16 protein-coding genes are annotated in these 16,959 nt (G+C 56.0%); 12 read left to right on the forward strand and 4 right to left on the reverse strand.

What is annotated here, in order from left to right; genetic code table 11:
• Window positions 1-5: 5 nt before the first annotated feature.
• A complete protein-coding gene (locus IK012_RS07175; protein WP_290952453.1) occupies window positions 6-2,702 on the forward strand; it encodes an Ig-like domain-containing protein in 2,697 nt (898 codons plus the stop codon).
• 90 nt (window positions 2,703-2,792) lie between these two features.
• Here IK012_RS07175 and IK012_RS07180 read toward each other — a convergent pair whose 3' ends face one another.
• On the reverse strand, window positions 2,793-3,965 hold the full coding sequence (locus IK012_RS07180; RefSeq protein WP_290952455.1) for an acetate/propionate family kinase: 1,173 nt from the start codon (window positions 3,963-3,965) through the stop codon (window positions 2,793-2,795).
• Window positions 3,966-4,095: 130 nt separating this feature from the next.
• Here IK012_RS07180 and IK012_RS07185 point away from each other — a divergent pair, with 130 nt between their 5' ends.
• The 7 genes from IK012_RS07185 (at window position 4,096) to IK012_RS07215 (ending at window position 10,831) form a co-directional block, all read left to right on the forward strand.
• On the forward strand, window positions 4,096-4,626 hold the full coding sequence (locus tag IK012_RS07185; RefSeq protein ID WP_290952457.1) for a phosphatase PAP2 family protein: 531 nt from the start codon (window positions 4,096-4,098) through the stop codon (window positions 4,624-4,626).
• A 21-nt stretch (window positions 4,627-4,647) separates the two neighbouring features.
• Window positions 4,648-5,361 (forward strand): histidine phosphatase family protein, encoded by a 714-nt coding sequence (locus tag IK012_RS07190; RefSeq protein WP_290952460.1) that lies wholly within the window; start codon window positions 4,648-4,650, stop codon window positions 5,359-5,361.
• 80 nt (window positions 5,362-5,441) lie between these two features.
• Window positions 5,442-6,428 carry a hypothetical protein gene (locus tag IK012_RS07195; RefSeq protein WP_290952462.1) on the forward strand — a complete coding sequence of 329 codons (987 nt, stop codon included), beginning with the start codon at window positions 5,442-5,444 and terminating at the stop codon, window positions 6,426-6,428.
• Between the two features lie 66 nt (window positions 6,429-6,494).
• Window positions 6,495-7,094 carry a flavodoxin family protein gene (locus tag IK012_RS07200; RefSeq protein ID WP_173378942.1) on the forward strand — a complete coding sequence of 200 codons (600 nt, stop codon included), beginning with the start codon at window positions 6,495-6,497 and terminating at the stop codon, window positions 7,092-7,094.
• 62 nt (window positions 7,095-7,156) lie between these two features.
• Window positions 7,157-7,657: a sigma-70 family RNA polymerase sigma factor gene (locus tag IK012_RS07205; RefSeq protein ID WP_173378943.1), complete on the forward strand. Its 501-nt coding sequence runs from the start codon at window positions 7,157-7,159 to the stop codon at window positions 7,655-7,657.
• Window positions 7,654-8,436 (forward strand): hypothetical protein, encoded by a 783-nt coding sequence (locus IK012_RS07210; protein ID WP_173378944.1) that lies wholly within the window; start codon window positions 7,654-7,656, stop codon window positions 8,434-8,436. Before IK012_RS07205 ends, IK012_RS07210 begins: the two co-directional genes overlap by 4 nt.
• A 1-nt stretch (window position 8,437) precedes the next feature.
• The gene (locus IK012_RS07215; RefSeq protein ID WP_290952471.1) at window positions 8,438-10,831 is read left to right on the forward strand and encodes a caspase family protein; all 2,394 of its coding nucleotides are present in this window, start codon (window positions 8,438-8,440) and stop codon (window positions 10,829-10,831) included.
• Window positions 10,832-10,897: 66 nt separating this feature from the next.
• On the opposite strand, the gene pflA is transcribed toward IK012_RS07215, so the two are convergent.
• Both pflA and IK012_RS07225 read right to left on the reverse strand, forming a co-directional pair.
• Window positions 10,898-11,668, reverse strand: coding sequence for a pyruvate formate-lyase-activating protein (gene pflA / locus IK012_RS07220; RefSeq protein WP_290952473.1), 771 nt, complete (start codon window positions 11,666-11,668; stop codon window positions 10,898-10,900).
• A 22-nt stretch (window positions 11,669-11,690) separates the two neighbouring features.
• On the reverse strand, window positions 11,691-12,764 hold the full coding sequence (locus tag IK012_RS07225; protein WP_290952475.1) for a glycoside hydrolase family 5 protein: 1,074 nt from the start codon (window positions 12,762-12,764) through the stop codon (window positions 11,691-11,693).
• Between the two features lie 61 nt (window positions 12,765-12,825).
• Here IK012_RS07225 and IK012_RS07230 point away from each other — a divergent pair, with 61 nt between their 5' ends.
• Entirely contained in the window at window positions 12,826-13,641 is an 816-nt protein-coding gene (locus IK012_RS07230; protein ID WP_290952478.1) for a menaquinone biosynthetic enzyme MqnA/MqnD family protein, read from the forward strand.
• A 109-nt stretch (window positions 13,642-13,750) separates the two neighbouring features.
• Window positions 13,751-14,620: a diguanylate cyclase gene (locus IK012_RS07235; protein WP_290952482.1), complete on the forward strand. Its 870-nt coding sequence runs from the start codon at window positions 13,751-13,753 to the stop codon at window positions 14,618-14,620.
• A 31-nt stretch (window positions 14,621-14,651) separates the two neighbouring features.
• On the opposite strand, the gene IK012_RS07240 is transcribed toward IK012_RS07235, so the two are convergent.
• Entirely contained in the window at window positions 14,652-15,290 is a 639-nt protein-coding gene (locus IK012_RS07240; protein WP_173378950.1) for a bifunctional 4-hydroxy-2-oxoglutarate aldolase/2-dehydro-3-deoxy-phosphogluconate aldolase, read from the reverse strand.
• Window positions 15,291-15,459: 169 nt separating this feature from the next.
• Between IK012_RS07240 and IK012_RS07245 the strand changes: the two genes are divergently transcribed.
• Together IK012_RS07245 and IK012_RS07250 are read left to right on the forward strand one after the other, a co-directional pair.
• Window positions 15,460-16,491, forward strand: a complete 1,032-nt coding sequence (locus IK012_RS07245) for a family 16 glycosylhydrolase (RefSeq protein WP_290952485.1) — start codon at window positions 15,460-15,462, stop codon at window positions 16,489-16,491.
• A gap of 208 nt (window positions 16,492-16,699) precedes the next feature.
• On the forward strand, window positions 16,700-16,959 hold a 260-nt coding region (locus tag IK012_RS07250), incomplete at its 3' end, for an alanine--tRNA ligase-related protein (protein ID WP_367273783.1).

Here is a 16,959-nt window from a genome sequence, read left to right on the forward strand (position 1 = left end):
ACGGTATGAACGGAAAACTTTCTATTATTGCCCTTGCTCTTTTGAGCGGTGTCGTCATGGCGGCGCCGGAACGCGTATGGAGCATTACCGAGGGTAACGGCAAGACAATTCATCCTTACGGGAAGTGGTATACTTATACGTATTCCGAATCTGGCTCTGCAGCCAAGATTGACACCGCGACGACAGCGACGGCCAAAGTGATTACGGCGTCGGTTGGAAGGACTATATCCTCTTCCGCGGGAGTGGGCTTCGGATGGGGTGCCAAACAGGACAGCATCAAGGACCTGAGCATTTATGAGGGCGTGTGCCTCACCTATGCGGCCGAAGCGGCTTTCCGTCTCGACTTCAAGCAGACTACAGTCAAGGACGGCAACTACAACGGGTATAACGTCCCGGCACAGGCGTCAATCGATACCATCTTCATCCCGTTCTCCGAATTGGCTCAGGAAAAAGGCTGGGGTGTGACCAGGGCGCTTGACCTTACGAAGCAGACGGGTGTCCAGTTCAGCTACAAGCAGTCGTTCGTCGAGACCGAAGGCGTCCTCAAGAACGTCATCAAGATTGCTGCAATCCATTTCGGCAGTTCGTGCAGCAGCCATGCGCCGAACTTGAAGACTGGCGTCACTTCGCCTGATTCCAAGACTCTTTATGAAGGCGATACGCTCAAGATTGGTTTCAAGGAAATCTTCGAGGATGCCGATGGCGACGATCTGAACATCACGATGTCTATGAGTGGCGATATCGTGGATCTCAAGGAAGCGAAGAGCTATTCCATGAGCGACTTCGCGTGGCTCAAGAGCAAGCCGAATCCGGCTTCGGGCGCTTCTGCGACGGTATCTTTCCAGGCGACCGATCCTACGGGCAAGTCTGTAAGCTATACGGTCAAGGTCTCGCTTGTCGATCGTCAGAATCCTCCAGTTGCCGTGAATGACAACTATACGGTGGATGAAGATTCCAAGCTGACGGTTTCTGCCGCGAAGGGAGTGCTTCGCAACGATTACGATGATGACGACGATCCCGACAATCCGTCGATTACGGCTACGTTGGATTCCACGACGCAGCATGGTGTACTCACCTTCAGCGGAAGCGGTTTCACCTACACCCCCGAGGCGGATTTCTATGGTACTGATTATTTCGTCTACCATGTGACCGATGGTTCCGGCAATACCAGCAACATGGCGACCGTTACCATCACGGTGAACAACGTGGAAGATCCCGCGACGCTCACAATCAATCATCCCTTCCTCTATGTAGGCTCTCTTGACGAAGACGCCGTGAATTTTGAGGACGGAGTCAAGGTGAAAGAAGATTTCGACGACTTCGATATCTTTATCCCGGGCGAAAATATTGAATTCTCCGACCCCGATGTGTTGACGGCTGGCTTCCCGCTCAAAGTCGCCTGCGCGAAGGGATTGGTCGAAGTGGCATATACGAAGATTTCCGGCAATCATGTCATTTCCGTGACTGCGGTGCCTAATGCGAACGGCAAGGACGTCATCAAGCTGTTCACTATTGACGGCAAGGATACTGTTGGTATTTCTATCCCCGTTGAGGTGGCTGCTGTTGCCGACAAGCCGGTTGCAAAGAACGATGCGTACGAGATGGGTCAGGATACCGTGAATGTGGTTTCTGCCAAGCTGGGCGTGCTTGCCAACGACGTGAACCCCGATGGCGCATCCGTGCTCAAGGCCTACCTCTTCGAGGATGCCGACCACGGCAAGGTCAAGCTCGCGACTGATGGCTCGTTCACTTACGAAGTCGGCGACTTCAATGGCGAGGACATCTTTACCTACTTTGTTGTCAATGCCGAAGGCGATACTTCCGAGGTTGCCGCAGTGACTCTTACTGTGGAATACAGGAACCGCGGGCCCGTTGTTCTTGCAGCTGCGAGGGATACCGCAGGCGCTCGCGTTGCTGCCCTGAATGAAGATTTCGCGAAGACCATCGAGTTCAAGGCGTCCGAAGTGAAGACCTGGTTCGAGGATCCTGAAGGCGATCCGATTAGCTTCAGAGCGTCCAATCCCGACAGCCTGTTGAATGTTACGAGCACTGTGGCCGGTACTATTACGGTCAAGGCGGTAAGGGATGCTTGTGGTGAAACCACGCTCGACGTGATTGCGACCGACTCCGCGAACAATTCGACAACGTTTAGCCTTCCGGTCTCTATTGATTGCGTGAACGATGTTCCGGTCCGCATAGGCGCGGCTGCCGATACGATTCTGGTGCCGCCCAGCGGCTGGCGCAAGGCTTTCTACGTGTTTGACCTCTTCGAAGACGTGGACGATACCGTGCTGACGCTGAAGGTTACGACTCTCAACAAGGAAAGGGTTATCAAGGGCGAGGTTATTGGCGACAGCCTTATCGTGAATCTCTTCGATGATAAGGTCTACTTGCAGAAAAAGGTGCCGTACTCCATCAAGGTCAACGTGACGGATGGAATGGGTAAGACTGCCGTTCCGAAGACGCTTGTGTTCCTCGTGGACGAGAGCATGGCTCTCCCGCAGGTTGCCTCTGCTTCCAAGATGGGCTGGCAGGGCGCCATCCGTGCCGAACAGGGCGTGGCCGCCATCTTCGACATGCAGGGCCGCGTGATGTGGAAGTCCGCGCTCCCGGTATCCGAAGCCGACGTGCGTAACGCCGCCGCCAAGGTGCAGGGCCGCAAGATCCTGCAGGTCAACAAGCAGACTTGGACCATCAAGTAACGCTTGGAAAAGCGATAAGAAAAAGCCCCGCGATTGCGGGGCTTTTCTTGTAAGGTCTTGAAGGGGTCTCCCGCTTGCGCGGGGTGCCGCTTACTTGACGAGAGCTTCGGTATCGAGGGCGATAAGCAGCTCTTCGTTGGTGGCGACCACCATAGCAGTCGGCGTGCCGTCCTTGCTGATGATGTGGCCGGAGTTCTTGCCGTTGTCCTCATTGCGGGCGTCGTCAATCTGGTAGCCGAGCAGGGCGAGGTTTTCCATCACGGTCTTGCGAACCACGCGGCTGTTCTCGCCGATACCGCCGGTGAACACGAGCGCATCGATGCGCGGGAGAGCCATGGCGATGCCGCCGATTTCGCGGGTCAGCTTGTAGCAGAAGGTCTCGAGGGCGATCTGGGCGCCGAGATGGCCTTCGCTTGCGGCCTGCGTCAAGGTGCGCATGTCGTTGCTGAGGCCGGAGAGGCCGAGCAGGCCGGATTCCTTGTTCACGAGCTTGTCGAGGCGGTCGATATCGTAGCCGTACTTCTTGCTGATGAAGAAGAGGATAGCCGGGTCGAGGCTGCCGGAGCGGGTGCCCATGATGAGGCCGTCGAGCGGGGTGAAGCCCATGGTGGTGTCAGCGCACTTGCCGTTGAGAATCGCGGAGCAGCTGGAACCGTTGCCGAGGTGGGCGGTGATGAAGCAGCAGTCTTCCGGCTTCTTGCCGAGGATGCTCGCGGCTTCGGCGGTCACGAAGCGGTGGCTGGTGCCGTGGAAACCGTAACGGCGGATGGCGTCCTTCTCATAGAAGGAATACGGAATGCCGTACAGGAATGCCTTGCGGGGCATGGTCTGGTGGAAGGCGGTGTCGAACACTGCCACCTGCGGGAGCTTCGGGAAGAACTTGGTCGCGCATTCCATGCCGGTTGCGTGCGCGGGTTCGTGCAGCGGGGCGAACAGCGTGATGCTGCGGATGTAGTCGATGACTTCCTGGCTGACCTTTTCGCTCTTGATGTACTTGCCGCCATGCACCACGCGGTGGCCGATGGCTTCGATCGTGTCGATGAGCTTCTGCTCGCCGAGGAACTTCTGCACCTGGGCGACGGCTTCGGCGTGCGTCGGGCAGTCGAAATTGAAGTCAATGTTGCCTTCGGGGCCCTTGGCCTTCACGTGGCCGTTCACGCCGATGTTCTCGACGAGGCCGCTGGAGATGGATTCTTTGGTCTGGGTATCGATGACGGCGAACTTCACAGAGGAACTGCCGCAGTTTAAGACTAGTACGCGCATAATTGTAATTGATGGTTGATGGTTTACGTCGAGAATTATAGCATTTTGAGAAAAGTCTGGCTATGAAATGCACTCCGGGGTCTGCGCCGAGCGTATGCCGAGTTGATTTTTTTTTACTAAATTCACGGCAATGCTGAAGAAGATTGCAGATTTCGATAGCCGCGTGACGAATTTTTGGTTAAACCGGCGTTTTTCGGCCAGGTCTAACCGCTGGTTACGTTTTTACGTGCGCCTGGGCGACGGCTACATCTGGGTCCTCTTCTCGCTGTTCCTTTTCTGGAAGGTTGGCTGGGACAATTTCCTCCCGATCCTGTGGCATGCGCTTACGGCCCTCGCGGTAAGCCTCGTCGCATACTGGGTGATAAAACTTTGCGTGAAGCGCGCCCGCCCGTTCGATTCCAATCCGTCGATTGAGGCCGGAGTTCCGCCGCTTGACAAGTACAGCTTCCCTTCCGGCCATACGATGAACAACTTGGCTGTTGCCTCGGCGGTGTTCTTCAGCGCCCCGCAGTACGGCTGGGTGATGGTCCTGCTGCCGCTCACTTGGGGACTTCTGCGCGTGTATTTCGGCGTCCACTGGCTTACGGACGTACTTTGCGGATTCCTGTTCGGCGTGCTGAGTTTCGTGATTGGTCATTGCATCTGGATCCTGATTTTCTAGTCCGATTGCGGTTGGTTCCCTATGACGGATTTTGTAAAGGCGGGCGATTTCTTTGCTTCACTCGCGCCGGAAGAACGCGTGTTCCTGCTGATACGCCATGCGGAACGCAGGCACATCACTCCCGACGATCCTGATTTCGGTGCGCACGTGGGCCTTACCGACAAGGGGCGCGAACAGGCGCTTTCGTTGGGCAGGTGCATCCCGCCCGAGGGCGACATCTGCTTTTATTCGAGTCCGGTAGGGCGCTGCGTGGAGACGGCGCAGTGCATAGGCAAAGCTCGTGTTGGCGTTCAAGTGCCCGCACACCTTAATGCGGTGGTTTCCGATGAGCCGCGTGTTGAACCGCTCGACTGCCTGGCAGAATACTTTGTTCAAAATTATGACGAGTACATGAAGGTGCTGCGCGCCGGTTTTTATGAAGGCATTTGCGCGTGGCTTGCAAACGAGGCGGAAGGAAAAAAACGTGGTGACAACGAGGCTTTCTGCCCGCTGGCTGCACGTTCCGAAGAAATGCTTGCGATGATGCTTTCGAAGGGAACCGTGCGCTTCAATATTTTCGCGACGCATGATGCCTGGGTAGTCCCGTGCCTCACGCATTTCTGCGGCATGCGTTTTACGCCCCAGCGCTGGATGAACTACCTCACCGGCATGGCCGTCGTGACCGGTGCCGACGGGAAAAACGTCAAGCGGATTGTTCCCGTGACGGCTTTGGATACGGGCTGGCTGCAATTCTGAGCCAAAAAAAGTACGGCACAATTTTTTGCAATTGATTAAAAACTGCGCTACTGGCGCATTTTTTTATATACATTACGAGTATGAATATTGCATCGGGAACATATCGCCGTATATTTGTGCTGGGTTCCGGCTTCAGCAAGTCATTCTGCCCGCAGATGCCCACGCTCCGCGACCTGAACGAGCGCATTCCCTTCGGGATATCGGACGAATTCCCGCATTTGCGGGAATACTGCAGGCATTTCCTTGAGCTCTGCAACGAGCAGGCGGAATACCTGAATATCGAGACGCTTTCGACCTCGATTCTTTCGGCGCAGATTTTCCCGGGAGTGCGAGAGAGCCTTTACCATTCGAGCTTGCGTTTCGAGTTGCTGCGCTTTATCGCGAACGAGATTCGCAGAGACCATATCGTGGATTCCGCTTCGGCGACGGTGATGCGCAAGTTCCTGGCGGGCTGCGAGAACTGCCCGAGCGAAGGCCTGCGCGATACCCTGCTGCTCAGTTTCAACTACGATACGCTCATCGAGGACGTGATTGCCGATGACCCCGAGATGGATGCGCGTGTGGCCGTGGATTATGGCGTCCGGATTGACCCTGCAGACCGCAGCGCGGTGCGTAGGCCGCGTACGCTTACGATTGACCTCATCAAGCTGCACGGTTCGCTCAACTGGTACCCGGTGAAGGGCGCCTCTGACCCGCTCGACTTGAAAAACGTATGCCAGGTGGAACCCTGCGACCGGAGTTTCCCCATTTATCGCGAGGATACGCCCATCTACATCCCGATGGCGCACGCGAAGGAATCCTTTTTGCGCGGAAGCCTTTTCAACCTGCTCTGGAGCAAGGCGGATTACTACCTGAAAAATGCGCAGGAGATATATTTCTTGGGTTACGGGTTCCCGAAAACGGACATGAACAACCTGGAATTCCTGCTCCGGCACCGTTCGCGCTTCAAGAAGGTGGTGGTTTTCGAGCATGAGGGCTCCGCCGTGCTCGAAAGGCTGCGCTGTCTGCTGGGCGATCTGGTCGAAAGTTGCGACGCGAAGGAATACTTGGCGAATATTTCGGGATAACGTAATTTTTTTGGTGACACTTTGGCCTCCCAGGAGTGTTATATAATAAAAAAGGGAGGTTTTTGCATGAAAATCCTGATTTTGAACGCGAGTCCGCGCAAGCATGGTATGATTTCGCAGGCGGTGGAACGCTTTGCCGATGGCGCTACGAGTTCGCACCTGGGCGATTTTTCTGACGATACGCAGGTGGAAATCGTGAACGTGAACGATTTGAAGTTCTCGCCCTGCAGGGGCTGCATGCAATGCCGTAACCGCGGGATTTGCTGCATGCCGGTGGACGACGCGCACCGGGTCGCCGAGAAGATTTTCGCATGCGACGTGCTGGTGGTCGCCGCTCCCGTATACTGGGGCAACATGCCGGGAACCCTCAAGACGCTTTTCGACCGCATGGTGTACGCGCTGATGGGCGAATCCAAGTACGGAATCCCCAAACCGCTCCACAAGGGCAAGGATGCCTATATAATTACCAGCTGCACGACCCCCTTCCCGTTCAATTTCTTCTGCGGGCAGACCTCCGGCATGGTGGCCGCCCTCAAGGAGATTTTGGGCACCGCGGGCTTCAAAATTCGCGGAAAAGTGGTAATTCCGGGCACAAAGGCCAAAGCGGGGCTCCCTGCGCATGCCGGAAAATGTGCCTATCGGATGGGATTTTCCCTCGCCCTGTAACAAAAGCCGATTTTTTCTAATTTTGTAGTGACACTTTTGACTTCCCTAGGTGTTACAAAGGTATGAAAGGCAAGAATACGGCGGACAAGCAGGAATTTTCGAGACTTTACGGGACATACGCCCCGATGGTCTACCGTCGCTGCTACGCCCTCTTGAAGGATAGCGCCGAGGCCGAGGATATGGTGCAGGATGTTTTCCTCCGCATATTCGACCGCATGGACACGCTCGACATCTCGCAGCCGAGCAGCCTCCTGTGGAACACGGCGACGCGCCTCTGCCTGAACCGCATCCGCGACAAGCACCGCAGAGGGCTCGACGTGGATTCGAGCGAACTGCTCCTGAACATCGCCTGCATGGACGATTCACAGGATAACGACGCGAAGGGCATACTTGACAGGCTCTTCTCTCGCGAACCTGAATCCAGCAGGACGATAGCGGTTCTCCACTATGTGGACGGCATGACCCTCGAAGAGACTGCCCGCGAGGTAAACTTGTCTGTTAGCGGCGTTCGCAAGCGTTTGCGTGGGCTGCAGGCCAAAATTAAGACCCTGGAGGTGAAGTGATGATTCCCGACTGGAAACTAGAAAGGTACTTGACAGGCGACCTGCCTGCCGAGGAAATGCGCGAAATTCGCGCCATGGAGGCCACGGACGAGGTGTTCGCGGGCCGCGTGAAGATGTTGCGCGAAGACAATGCGGCGATCCTCAAGAAGTTGCCGTTCGAAAAGCTTTCGGAAAAGATTTCGGCGATGCCCGGACGCTCCAATGGCGCCGGCAATACGGTGCGCGTGAATTTTACTCTCGTGAAGTTTGCTGCAGCCGCAGCGCTCGTGCTCGCAGTCGTTACGGTGGCGCTCTTTAGCCAGCGCGATATCGCAGCTCCGGAACAGACCGCTGGCGGCACGGTGGATGTCGCGTTTGTCGATCCCTCGGAATTCTCGGACACGCGCATCAAGGGTCTGGATGCCCGCATGGAAGTCTGGAAGAAGACGGGCGAGACCGCGGTGCAGATGTCCAACCTGGACGAGGCCCGCGAAGGCGACGAAATCCAGCTCCGCTATTCCGTCCCGGAAAAATGCTTCGGCCTGCTTTTCAGCATGGACGGCAACGGTACGCTCACGATGCACATGGCCGAAGGCAACAAGGCGGTTGCGCTCGAGCCGGGCAAGATGACGACGCTCCCGTTCGCTTACAAGCTTGACAATGCGCCGAAGTTCGAGAAGTTCTTCTTCTTGACTTCGCAGAAGGATTTTGAATTGGATGCTGACGATGTGGATGCCGTTCTCAAGCGCTCCGATATCAGCAAGGTGAGCCTCTCGGTTCGCAAGGTGGAGGAAAAGTAACATGGTGAAAAGAGTTATCGATTTTTTTGATGCGGCGCTGCTTTTGCCACTGATGACCCTGATTTTCGTATTTGTCTTTGCGGCCCAGGTGAGTGCCGCTACCGAGAACGCACGCATCAATCGCTATGTTATCGCCATCAGCGCGAATTATGGTGGTGATGCCCGCCCGACACTGCGCTACGCTGAAACGGACGCGAAGTCTTTTGCGAAGGTGCTTGGCGAAATGGGCGGCGTGCCGTCGAAGAACGTGGTGTTCGTGAGGGAACCCTCCATCAAGAATTTGGGGAACCAGCTGGACATCCTCGACGAAAAAATGAAGAGGGGCAAGTCCCAGAGCGGCCGTGACGAAGTGCTGGTCTATTACAGCGGTCACGCCGACGAGAAGGGCCTGCGCCTGGGCAACGAAGTTTATGGCTGGAAGGAATTCCGCAAGCGCATCGACGCGCTGAATGCCGACGTGAAGATTGCCGTCATCGACGCTTGCGGATCGGGTGCGATTACGCGCCTCAAGGGCGGTGTGGCCGTGCCGGCGTTCATGGTGGACCAGAGCAGCGACATGAAGGGTTACGCGTTCATCACGAGCAGCACGCAAGATGAATCTAGCCAGGAAAGCGACAAACTCAAGGGTTCCTTCTTCACGCATTCGCTGGTGAGCGGCCTGCGCGGTGCGGGTGACCTGAGCGGTGACGGCAAGGTCACCCTGTCCGAAGCTTACCAGTTCGCTTTCAACGAGACTTTGCAGCGTACCGAGAAGACGCTCGGTGGTGCCCAGCACCCGAGCCGCGATATGAACCTCGCCGGTACGGGTGACGTGGTGATGACGGATCTCCGCAGCACGAGTGCGGGCCTCGACCTTGACGAAGATGTGGATGGACGCCTGTTCATCCGCGACAGCAAGGGCGAACTTGTGGCCGAACTCTTCAAGAAGGGCGGCCGCGCCATGAGCCTCGGGTTCCCTGCGGGCAGGTACAGCATCCGCCTGGAACGCCCTGCGGAATACAGCGAAGCTATCGTGACCCTCCAGGACAATTACCGCGCAAGGCTTACGCACAGGCAGTTCGCCGCGGTGTCCGCCGAAAAGACGACCCTTCGCGGTGAAATCGGCGGGACCAGGAGTTGCGAAAGCGGCGATACCATCGCATGTTCTCTTGATTCGCTCGACCATTACGGCAAATACCGCGTGACCTTCAATGCGGTGGACAAGGATTCGGAACCGCGCAAGGGCATCCAGCTTGGATTCTTCGTCGCGAAGGCTAGCGAAAATATGCTCGGTTCTCAGTTGAGCCTTATTGCGAATATCGCCCGCAAGGAAATGCACGGCCTGCAGGTGACCGACATCTACAACGGTGTGAACGGGAACTTCGAGGGTGCGCAGATCAGCGGCGTGATGAACTACGCGAAGTCTTTTGAAGGCGCTCAGATTGCTTCTGTCCTGAACGTGGCCAAGAAAAATTCGAAGGGCCTGCAGGTTTCGGGTGCAATCAATATCGCTTCGGATTCCCTTTCGGGCATTCAGGTCGCGGCCGGTATAAACTATGCGAAGCAGGCCGATGTGCAGGTCGGTATAGTGAACGTCTCCCGCGAATCTAACGTCCAGGTCTCCGTGATGAACATCGCGAAGAAGAACGTCGGTCCGCAGATATCCGTGATGAACGTTGCCGGTGAAGTGAACGGTCCTCAGATTTCTGTAATGAACGTCGCGAAGAAGGTTGAAGGCCCGCAGATGTCCGTGATGAACATTGCCGGAAAGATCGAAGGCCCGCAGATGTCCGTGATGAATATTGCCGGAAAGATCAAGGGCCCGCAGGTATCCTTGTTGAACATTGCAGGCAAGGCGAACGGCCGCCAGATTGGTCTCCTCAATATCTGCGGTTCCTGCGAAGAGTCTCCGATTGGCCTTATCAGCCTCGTGGGTAACGGCGTGTGGAGCGTGACGACATCCCTGAACGAGACGGGCGCCTTGGGACTTTCCTTCCACTTCGGAACGCCATTCCTCTATACCGCGGTCGAAGGGACGCGCTTGTTCGAGAAGGGTTCGTCTTTCAGGCACTTCGATGGAACCTTTGAATCGGGCTTGGGAATCGGAACGCAGTTCGGCTATTTCGGCACCCATTTCGAACTAGAATACATGTTCCTCAGCGTCTATGACCGCTTCCGCTTCAGTGAAGACACCAAGAGCAATTTCCACCATCGCATGCGTCTTGGCTTTGTCCACCGCCTGCTTCCCGGCTTCGGCCTGACTGTCGGCGGCACCATGAACGTGGTGACCGAGGGCAATGCGGACAAGGTATTCCTCAAGCCTCTTGGCGAATACCACGACGACGTGAAGCACCATGACCACAAGGGACGCATCTGGCCCGGATTCTATGCCGGCCTGGTCTTTGGAAGGTTCTAGGACAACAGCGCATATGATTTAGAAGGGCCGCGACTGCGGCCCTTTGCGTTTTTCGTTTTCGGGGAATTAGGCTTTGTCGAGCGCCGTTTCCAGGATTTTTTTCGCGTTCGCGACGCGTTCGGGAGAGGGCGACTTGACGTCTTTCAGCGGGTAGTCGATACCGAGCTGCTGGTACTTGGCGAGCGCGAGCGCATGGTAGGGCAATACGTCGATGCGCTTCACGTTGCCCAGTGTGCGGATGAAGTCGCGCGTCTGTGCGAGGTAATCGTCGTTGTCGCTTATGCCGGGAACGAGCACGTGCCTAATCCAGATGGGCTTGTGGATTTCGTCGAGGTAGCGGAACATGTCGAGGATGTTCGCATTGTCGTGCCCGGTGAGCGCTTTGTGCTCGGTCGGGTCGATGTGCTTGATATCCACGAGCAGCAGGTCCGTTGCCGCCATGAGGCGTTTGAACTTGCCGAAGTACGGCTCGTTGCGGACGAAGTTTACGCCCGAGGTGTCGATGCAGGTGTTTACGCCTGCCGCCTTCGCCGCTTCGAAGAATTCAATCATGAAATCCATTTGCGCGAGTGGTTCGCCGCCGCTCACGGTGATGCCGCCTTCGGTTCCCCAGTAGCTCTTGTAACGGAGCGCTTTTTTCAGGAGGTCGCCTGCGGAAATCTCGAAGGGTGCTTCCGCGGGCAGGCGTGCGCCGCCCTCCACCGCAAAATCCCACGTTTCGGGATTGTGGCAGAATTTGCAGCGCATGGGGCAGCCCTGCGTAAAGACGACGAAGCGGATTCCCGGGCCGTCGACCGACCCGAAGGTTTCCAGCTTGTTGATTTTGCCGAGTGCCATAGGTGAAATTGCCGCGCAGGGGTTAGCCCTTCGCGAGCATGTCCATCAGTTCGGAGTCGAGCCTGTCGGGGTTGTTGTACTGCGGCAGGCTATTGTGCAGCGACTCGCCTTTGGATACGAGACCGAAATCGAGGTTCTTGTAGTTCCAGTAACTGAAGCCCACGTCGGCTTCGCGCAGGATGTCGAGGAAGTCGCGCATCCATGCGATTTGGTACTGGCGCGGAACCTGGACGTACACGCCGAACTCGTTGCATGCCACGGGAAGGTCGTACTTCGCGCGAAAATCGAGCGCGTTCTGGATGCTTTCCTGGAGCCTTGCCTTGTCCCACTTGCCGTATTCCACGTCGAGCCTGGTTTCCGCTCCCTGTTCGGGTGCGGCGTAGTCACCGGGCCACGGGCGTTCAATGTGGAAGAACGGGTCGGCGATCCATGCGGCCTTCTGGTGCGTGAACGTCACCGGCGTGTAGGTGTGGAAACTGTAGATGACGTTGTCGTCTTCGAGCGGCGTAAGGTACTTGAATTCGCGGGCGCTGTTCCACTTGTTGCTCCCCACCACGATGGTGTTCTTGGGGGCATGCTTGCGGATAGACCAGAAGAGTTCGTCTTTTACTTTGTCCCATACGAGCGAATCGCTGCCTGCGGGCTCGTTCAAAAGTTCCATCATCACGCGGGGCATGTTGCTGTAGCGTTCTCCCATGAACGCCCAGATGTTGCATGCGCGCTTGCGTGCGGCTGGGTCGGCGAAGAACGCCTGCTCGGTAGAGCATCCCAGATGGAAGTCGTGTCCGGGGCATTTGTGCAAGTCGAGAATCACGTCGAGGTCGGACTCCACGATTTCGCGGAGCGCCTTGTCGAGCAGGGCGAAAACCTCTTCATCGGGCGTATCGTTTTCGCCCTTGAACAGGTTGAAGTAGTCCACGGGCAGGCGCACGTGGTTGAACCCCGCCTTTCGGATGCGCTCGAAGTCGCTCTTGCCGAGGAAGGTCTTTATGTGAGGAACAACCCCGGGGAAACCGACGGGGTCTTTTTCCTGGATGCAGTCGACCTGACTGAACCAGCCACCCAAATTCACTCCGCGCAGTCTTTCCTTTTTCATTGTGTTGTCCCTGTGAGAAGAATGTGAAAAATAATGTCGTGAAAAAAGTTAATTTTTTTACATGAGTCTAAGAGTCGGGCGAATACCGTTTTTAGTGTGTGCACCGTTTTTTCATGATTTTCTCGGGCGCGAAGGCGAATATCGTGAATTCGATTTTGTCGATGGTCCGCCGAGTGCGCACTGCGCCGGGCTCATGGATGGCTCCATAGACCTTTCTCCCGCATCGTCCATCACGTTCGCTCTCAAGCCGGGCGCCTTTGTCCTGTCGCCTTCGCTCTGTACCTCCTGTTCGTTTGAGGTGCGCTCGGTGAAGCTCTTTTCCCGTTACCCGATAGAATCGCTCGGTGGGCGTACTGTACGGATAACTTTGCAAAGCCGTACTTCGGTTGCGCTGCTGCGGATTCTACTCGAAGTGCGTTACGGGCTCAAGCCCGCATACGTGCAGGGCTTTGCCGCCGAGGATGGCGACGATGCCTGCCTCTTGATTGGCGACATGGCTCTCGAAGAAAACGAACGCGGACGTTTCGAATACAGTTACGACCTGGGATCCCTATGGCAGGAATGGCAGGGGCTCCCGTTCGTGTTCGGCGCATGGATAATCTCGAAGGCCGCCGCACAGAAAAATCGCGCGGGTCTTGAACGCTACATGGAGTTGACGGAACGGAGCATCGCGAACTTCCGTGCCGACGTGGGCGCGTCGCTTGACCGCTGGCTTGCGAAGTATCCGGTGCATCTCCCGCGCGCGGTGGTGGAGGACTATTACAGCTTTTTGGATTACCGCTTCACCGAAGAACGCAAGCGTTCCCTCTCGCTTTTCCTTTCCCTTGCTGCTCGCATGTGCCTTACGGAGCAGGCGCAGCCGCTCGAATTTTTATAGGGCGTTTTTTTTCCTAAAAAAAGGCGCGAAAAAGGGGCTCCGATCGGGCGGACCCTGAACTGTTCGGGCTTTCAGTATATATTTTTAGGGGAAAGAGGTATTAGGGATTATGGTTGAAGAAAGAATTCTTATTGTCGATGACAATGCCGAAATGCTGCAGAAGACGAACGAGTTGCTTTCGCAGGTCGGCTATAGCGTTGTGATGTGTTCTTCCGGCGAAGAGGCGCTGGAATTTTTGGACAAGGAACGTGTTGACCTTGTCCTTCTGGACATAAACATGCCGAGTCTCAACGGGTACGAGGTATGCCTGCGCATCAGGCAGAGCCACGCTCTCGATGACTTGCCCGTCATATTCCTCACGAGCCGCGAAGATACAGACAGCATCACGAAGGGGTTCCATGCGGGAGCTTCCGATTTCGTGAGCAAGACCGCGGTTTCCGAGATTCTGCTTGCGCGCGTGAACGTGCAGATTCGCTTGGCGCGCACGTTACGTTATCTGCGTGACATTTCGCTGACGGACGATTTGACCGGTGCGTACAACAGGAGACACGCAATGTATTCCTTGCGTGAATGGTTTGCACGCAGTAAGCGATACGGCACGCACTTCTCCCTGATTTATTTCGACTTGAACGGCTTGAAGCAGATTAACGACAGCTATGGCCACCAGGCGGGCGATTTGCTTTTGCGCGCTGTGGTGAACGCTTGCAAGAAGTTGCTTCGCGAATCGGACCTGCTGTTCCGTATGGGCGGCGACGAGTTCATGGTGCTCTGTCCCGATACCGACAAGCGCGGAGCCTTTATCTGCGCCGACCGCATGCTCGAGGCCGTGAATACCGTGACGATTATCGACCAGACGGTTTCGTTCGCCTATGGCGTCGCCCATTCGAGCGATGACTACAAGGACATGGACGACATGCTTCACTATGCCGACGAAGCGATGTACGAATGCAAACAAAAACAGCGCGCCTCGCGTAAGTAGGGCGCGCAGTCTTCGGTTCTAGTTTTTTTTTCTAGAGTGCTTTTTTGACGCTGTCGATGAGCGTCGTGAGGCGCTTGCCGATTTCTTCCCAGTCACCGCTTTCCATGAGCTTCGGTGCGAAGATGCTTGCCCCGAAGGAGAGCAGGTTCGCGCCTGCCTTCAGGTAGTCGCCCGCGTTCTGCGCGTTCACTCCGCCGCATGCCATGAGCGGGATGTCGCGGAACGGGCCGCGCAATGCCTTGATGTACTCGGGCCCGCCGACGCAGTTGACGGGGAAGACCTTCACTGCGGTTGCGCCCAGGTCGAAAGCCTTCTGCACTTCGGTCGGGGAGAGGGCGCCCGGGATAATCGGGATGCCCGCCGTGTTCGAGTAGCGGATGATTTCGTTACGGGTGTTGGGAGTCACGATGAATTCGGCTCCGGCGGCGAGCGCCTTCTTGAGGTCGCTTTCGTGGCGGACCGTGCCTGCGCCGACCGTGATGCCCAGAGGTTTCGCAGCCTGCTTGAGCGATGCGATGATCGCTTCTGCGCCGGCGGTGTTCATGGTGACTTCGATTGCCTTCAGGCCGCATGCGGCGGCAGTCTTCGCGCAGGCTTCTTCTGCGCCCTGCGGAATGTCGCGCAAGATTCCGATGACGGGAACTTGCTTTATAAATTCAAGTAAATCCATACCATTAGTATAGTAAATTGGAATCAAACGGTGTCCCGTACTTCGTGTCTTGGTGCGGTGTATGGAAAAACGATACACTTGATACAGATTGTTCTTTTGTTTGACCGCCCCGTGTACGTTCCCGCGGAAAAAAGAATAACTTTGAAGAAAAAGAAAAAAAGGTAATCTCATGAATATCAAACTTATCCTCCCTGCCTGTATCGCACTTGCCTTCGTTGCTTGCTCCGATAACGACAATGGCCTTGCTCCGGCTGACCAGTCTTCTGATTCCGTTGCCCTTTCTTCTGCGACGGTTCCGCTCTCCTCCGAAACGGTTCCGCTTTCTTCTGCGACCGTGCCGGTTTCCTCTGCGACGCTTCCGGTTTCGTCCGAAACGGTTCCGCTCTCTTCCGAAACGGTACCTCCCGCATCGTCCGCTTCTACCGAGCCGCCTATGGATGAGATTCCGCCTGCAGTCGATGGCCCCTTCGACCCGAACAAAAAGTACAAGTTCTACGGTGCGGAACTGACCGGTAAGGAACTCTTCAAGTACGGGCGCTTCGAGGCCCGCATGAGGATGGCCGCTACTTCGGGTACGGTGAGCTCCATGTTCCTCAACTACGACCTTTCTTGGAAGAAGGGCGATGAACCGTGGAACGAGATTGATATCGAAGTCCTCGGCAAGGATCCGACCAAGTGGCAGTCCAATGTGCTTACCCGCGAGGCCAATCCGTCCATCAACGACCTTACGTCTACCGAAAAGATCCACGATTTTAATTTCGATGCGACCAAGGGATTCCACCTGTATGCAATCGTCTGGACTCCGGAATATGTGGCCTGGGAAATCGACAGCGTCGAAGTCCGCCGTGACGAAATTGGCCAGACCCACGGTAGCCACGCTGACGCCGACCAGGTGAAGTTCTTGACCGAAGAACAGACCCTCCGCTTCAACCTTTGGGCTTCGAAGACTCCGTCCTGGACGGGCAAGTTTACGGGTGAAGGCCTCCCGGTGGAACAGCACATCGACTACGTGCGCGTCTACTCTTACGATCCGGCCACCAAGGGCTTCGTGTTCAAGTGGCAGGATGACTTCGATGGCGCATGGCTCGATTACGATCGCTGGTCCGAAGGCAACTGGGAAATGGAAAACGTGATGTACCGTGACTTGAACATCCGCGTGGAACATGGCCTCGTCAAGCTCCGCCTCGACTACGAAGAATAAGTTTGAAAATTCTCCTCCAATTCTCCTCCTAAAAGGACTCCCGGGCAACCGGGGGTCTTTTTGCTTTTTTGAGGTGCGACGTTTTGACGCGCTTCGCGCGTCTTTTGCTGGGTTCGGAAATGGGCCTGCGAGCAGTCCCGCTTCACTCGCTCTACGCAAAAGTTGCTAAATTTGTTCCCGAAAAATAAAAGGACACATTATGCCTACTATGACTTCTGCGCAGGTGCGCGAATCTTTCATCAAGTTCTTTGAATCCAAGGGCCACCTCTTTGTGCGTTCTTCGCCGGTGGTTCCGCATGACGACCCGACGCTCATGTTCACGAACGCGGGCATGAACCAGTTCAAGGCAATCTTCCTGGGCGACAATCCGAAGGGCTGGAAGCGCGCATGCAACAGCCAGAAGTGCCTCCGCGTGTCCGGTAAGCACAACGACCTCGACGTGGTGGGCCGCGACAACTACCACCACAC

It is taken from the genome of Fibrobacter sp. (assembly GCF_017551775.1).
Taxonomy (GTDB): Bacteria; Fibrobacterota; Fibrobacteria; order Fibrobacterales; family Fibrobacteraceae; genus Fibrobacter.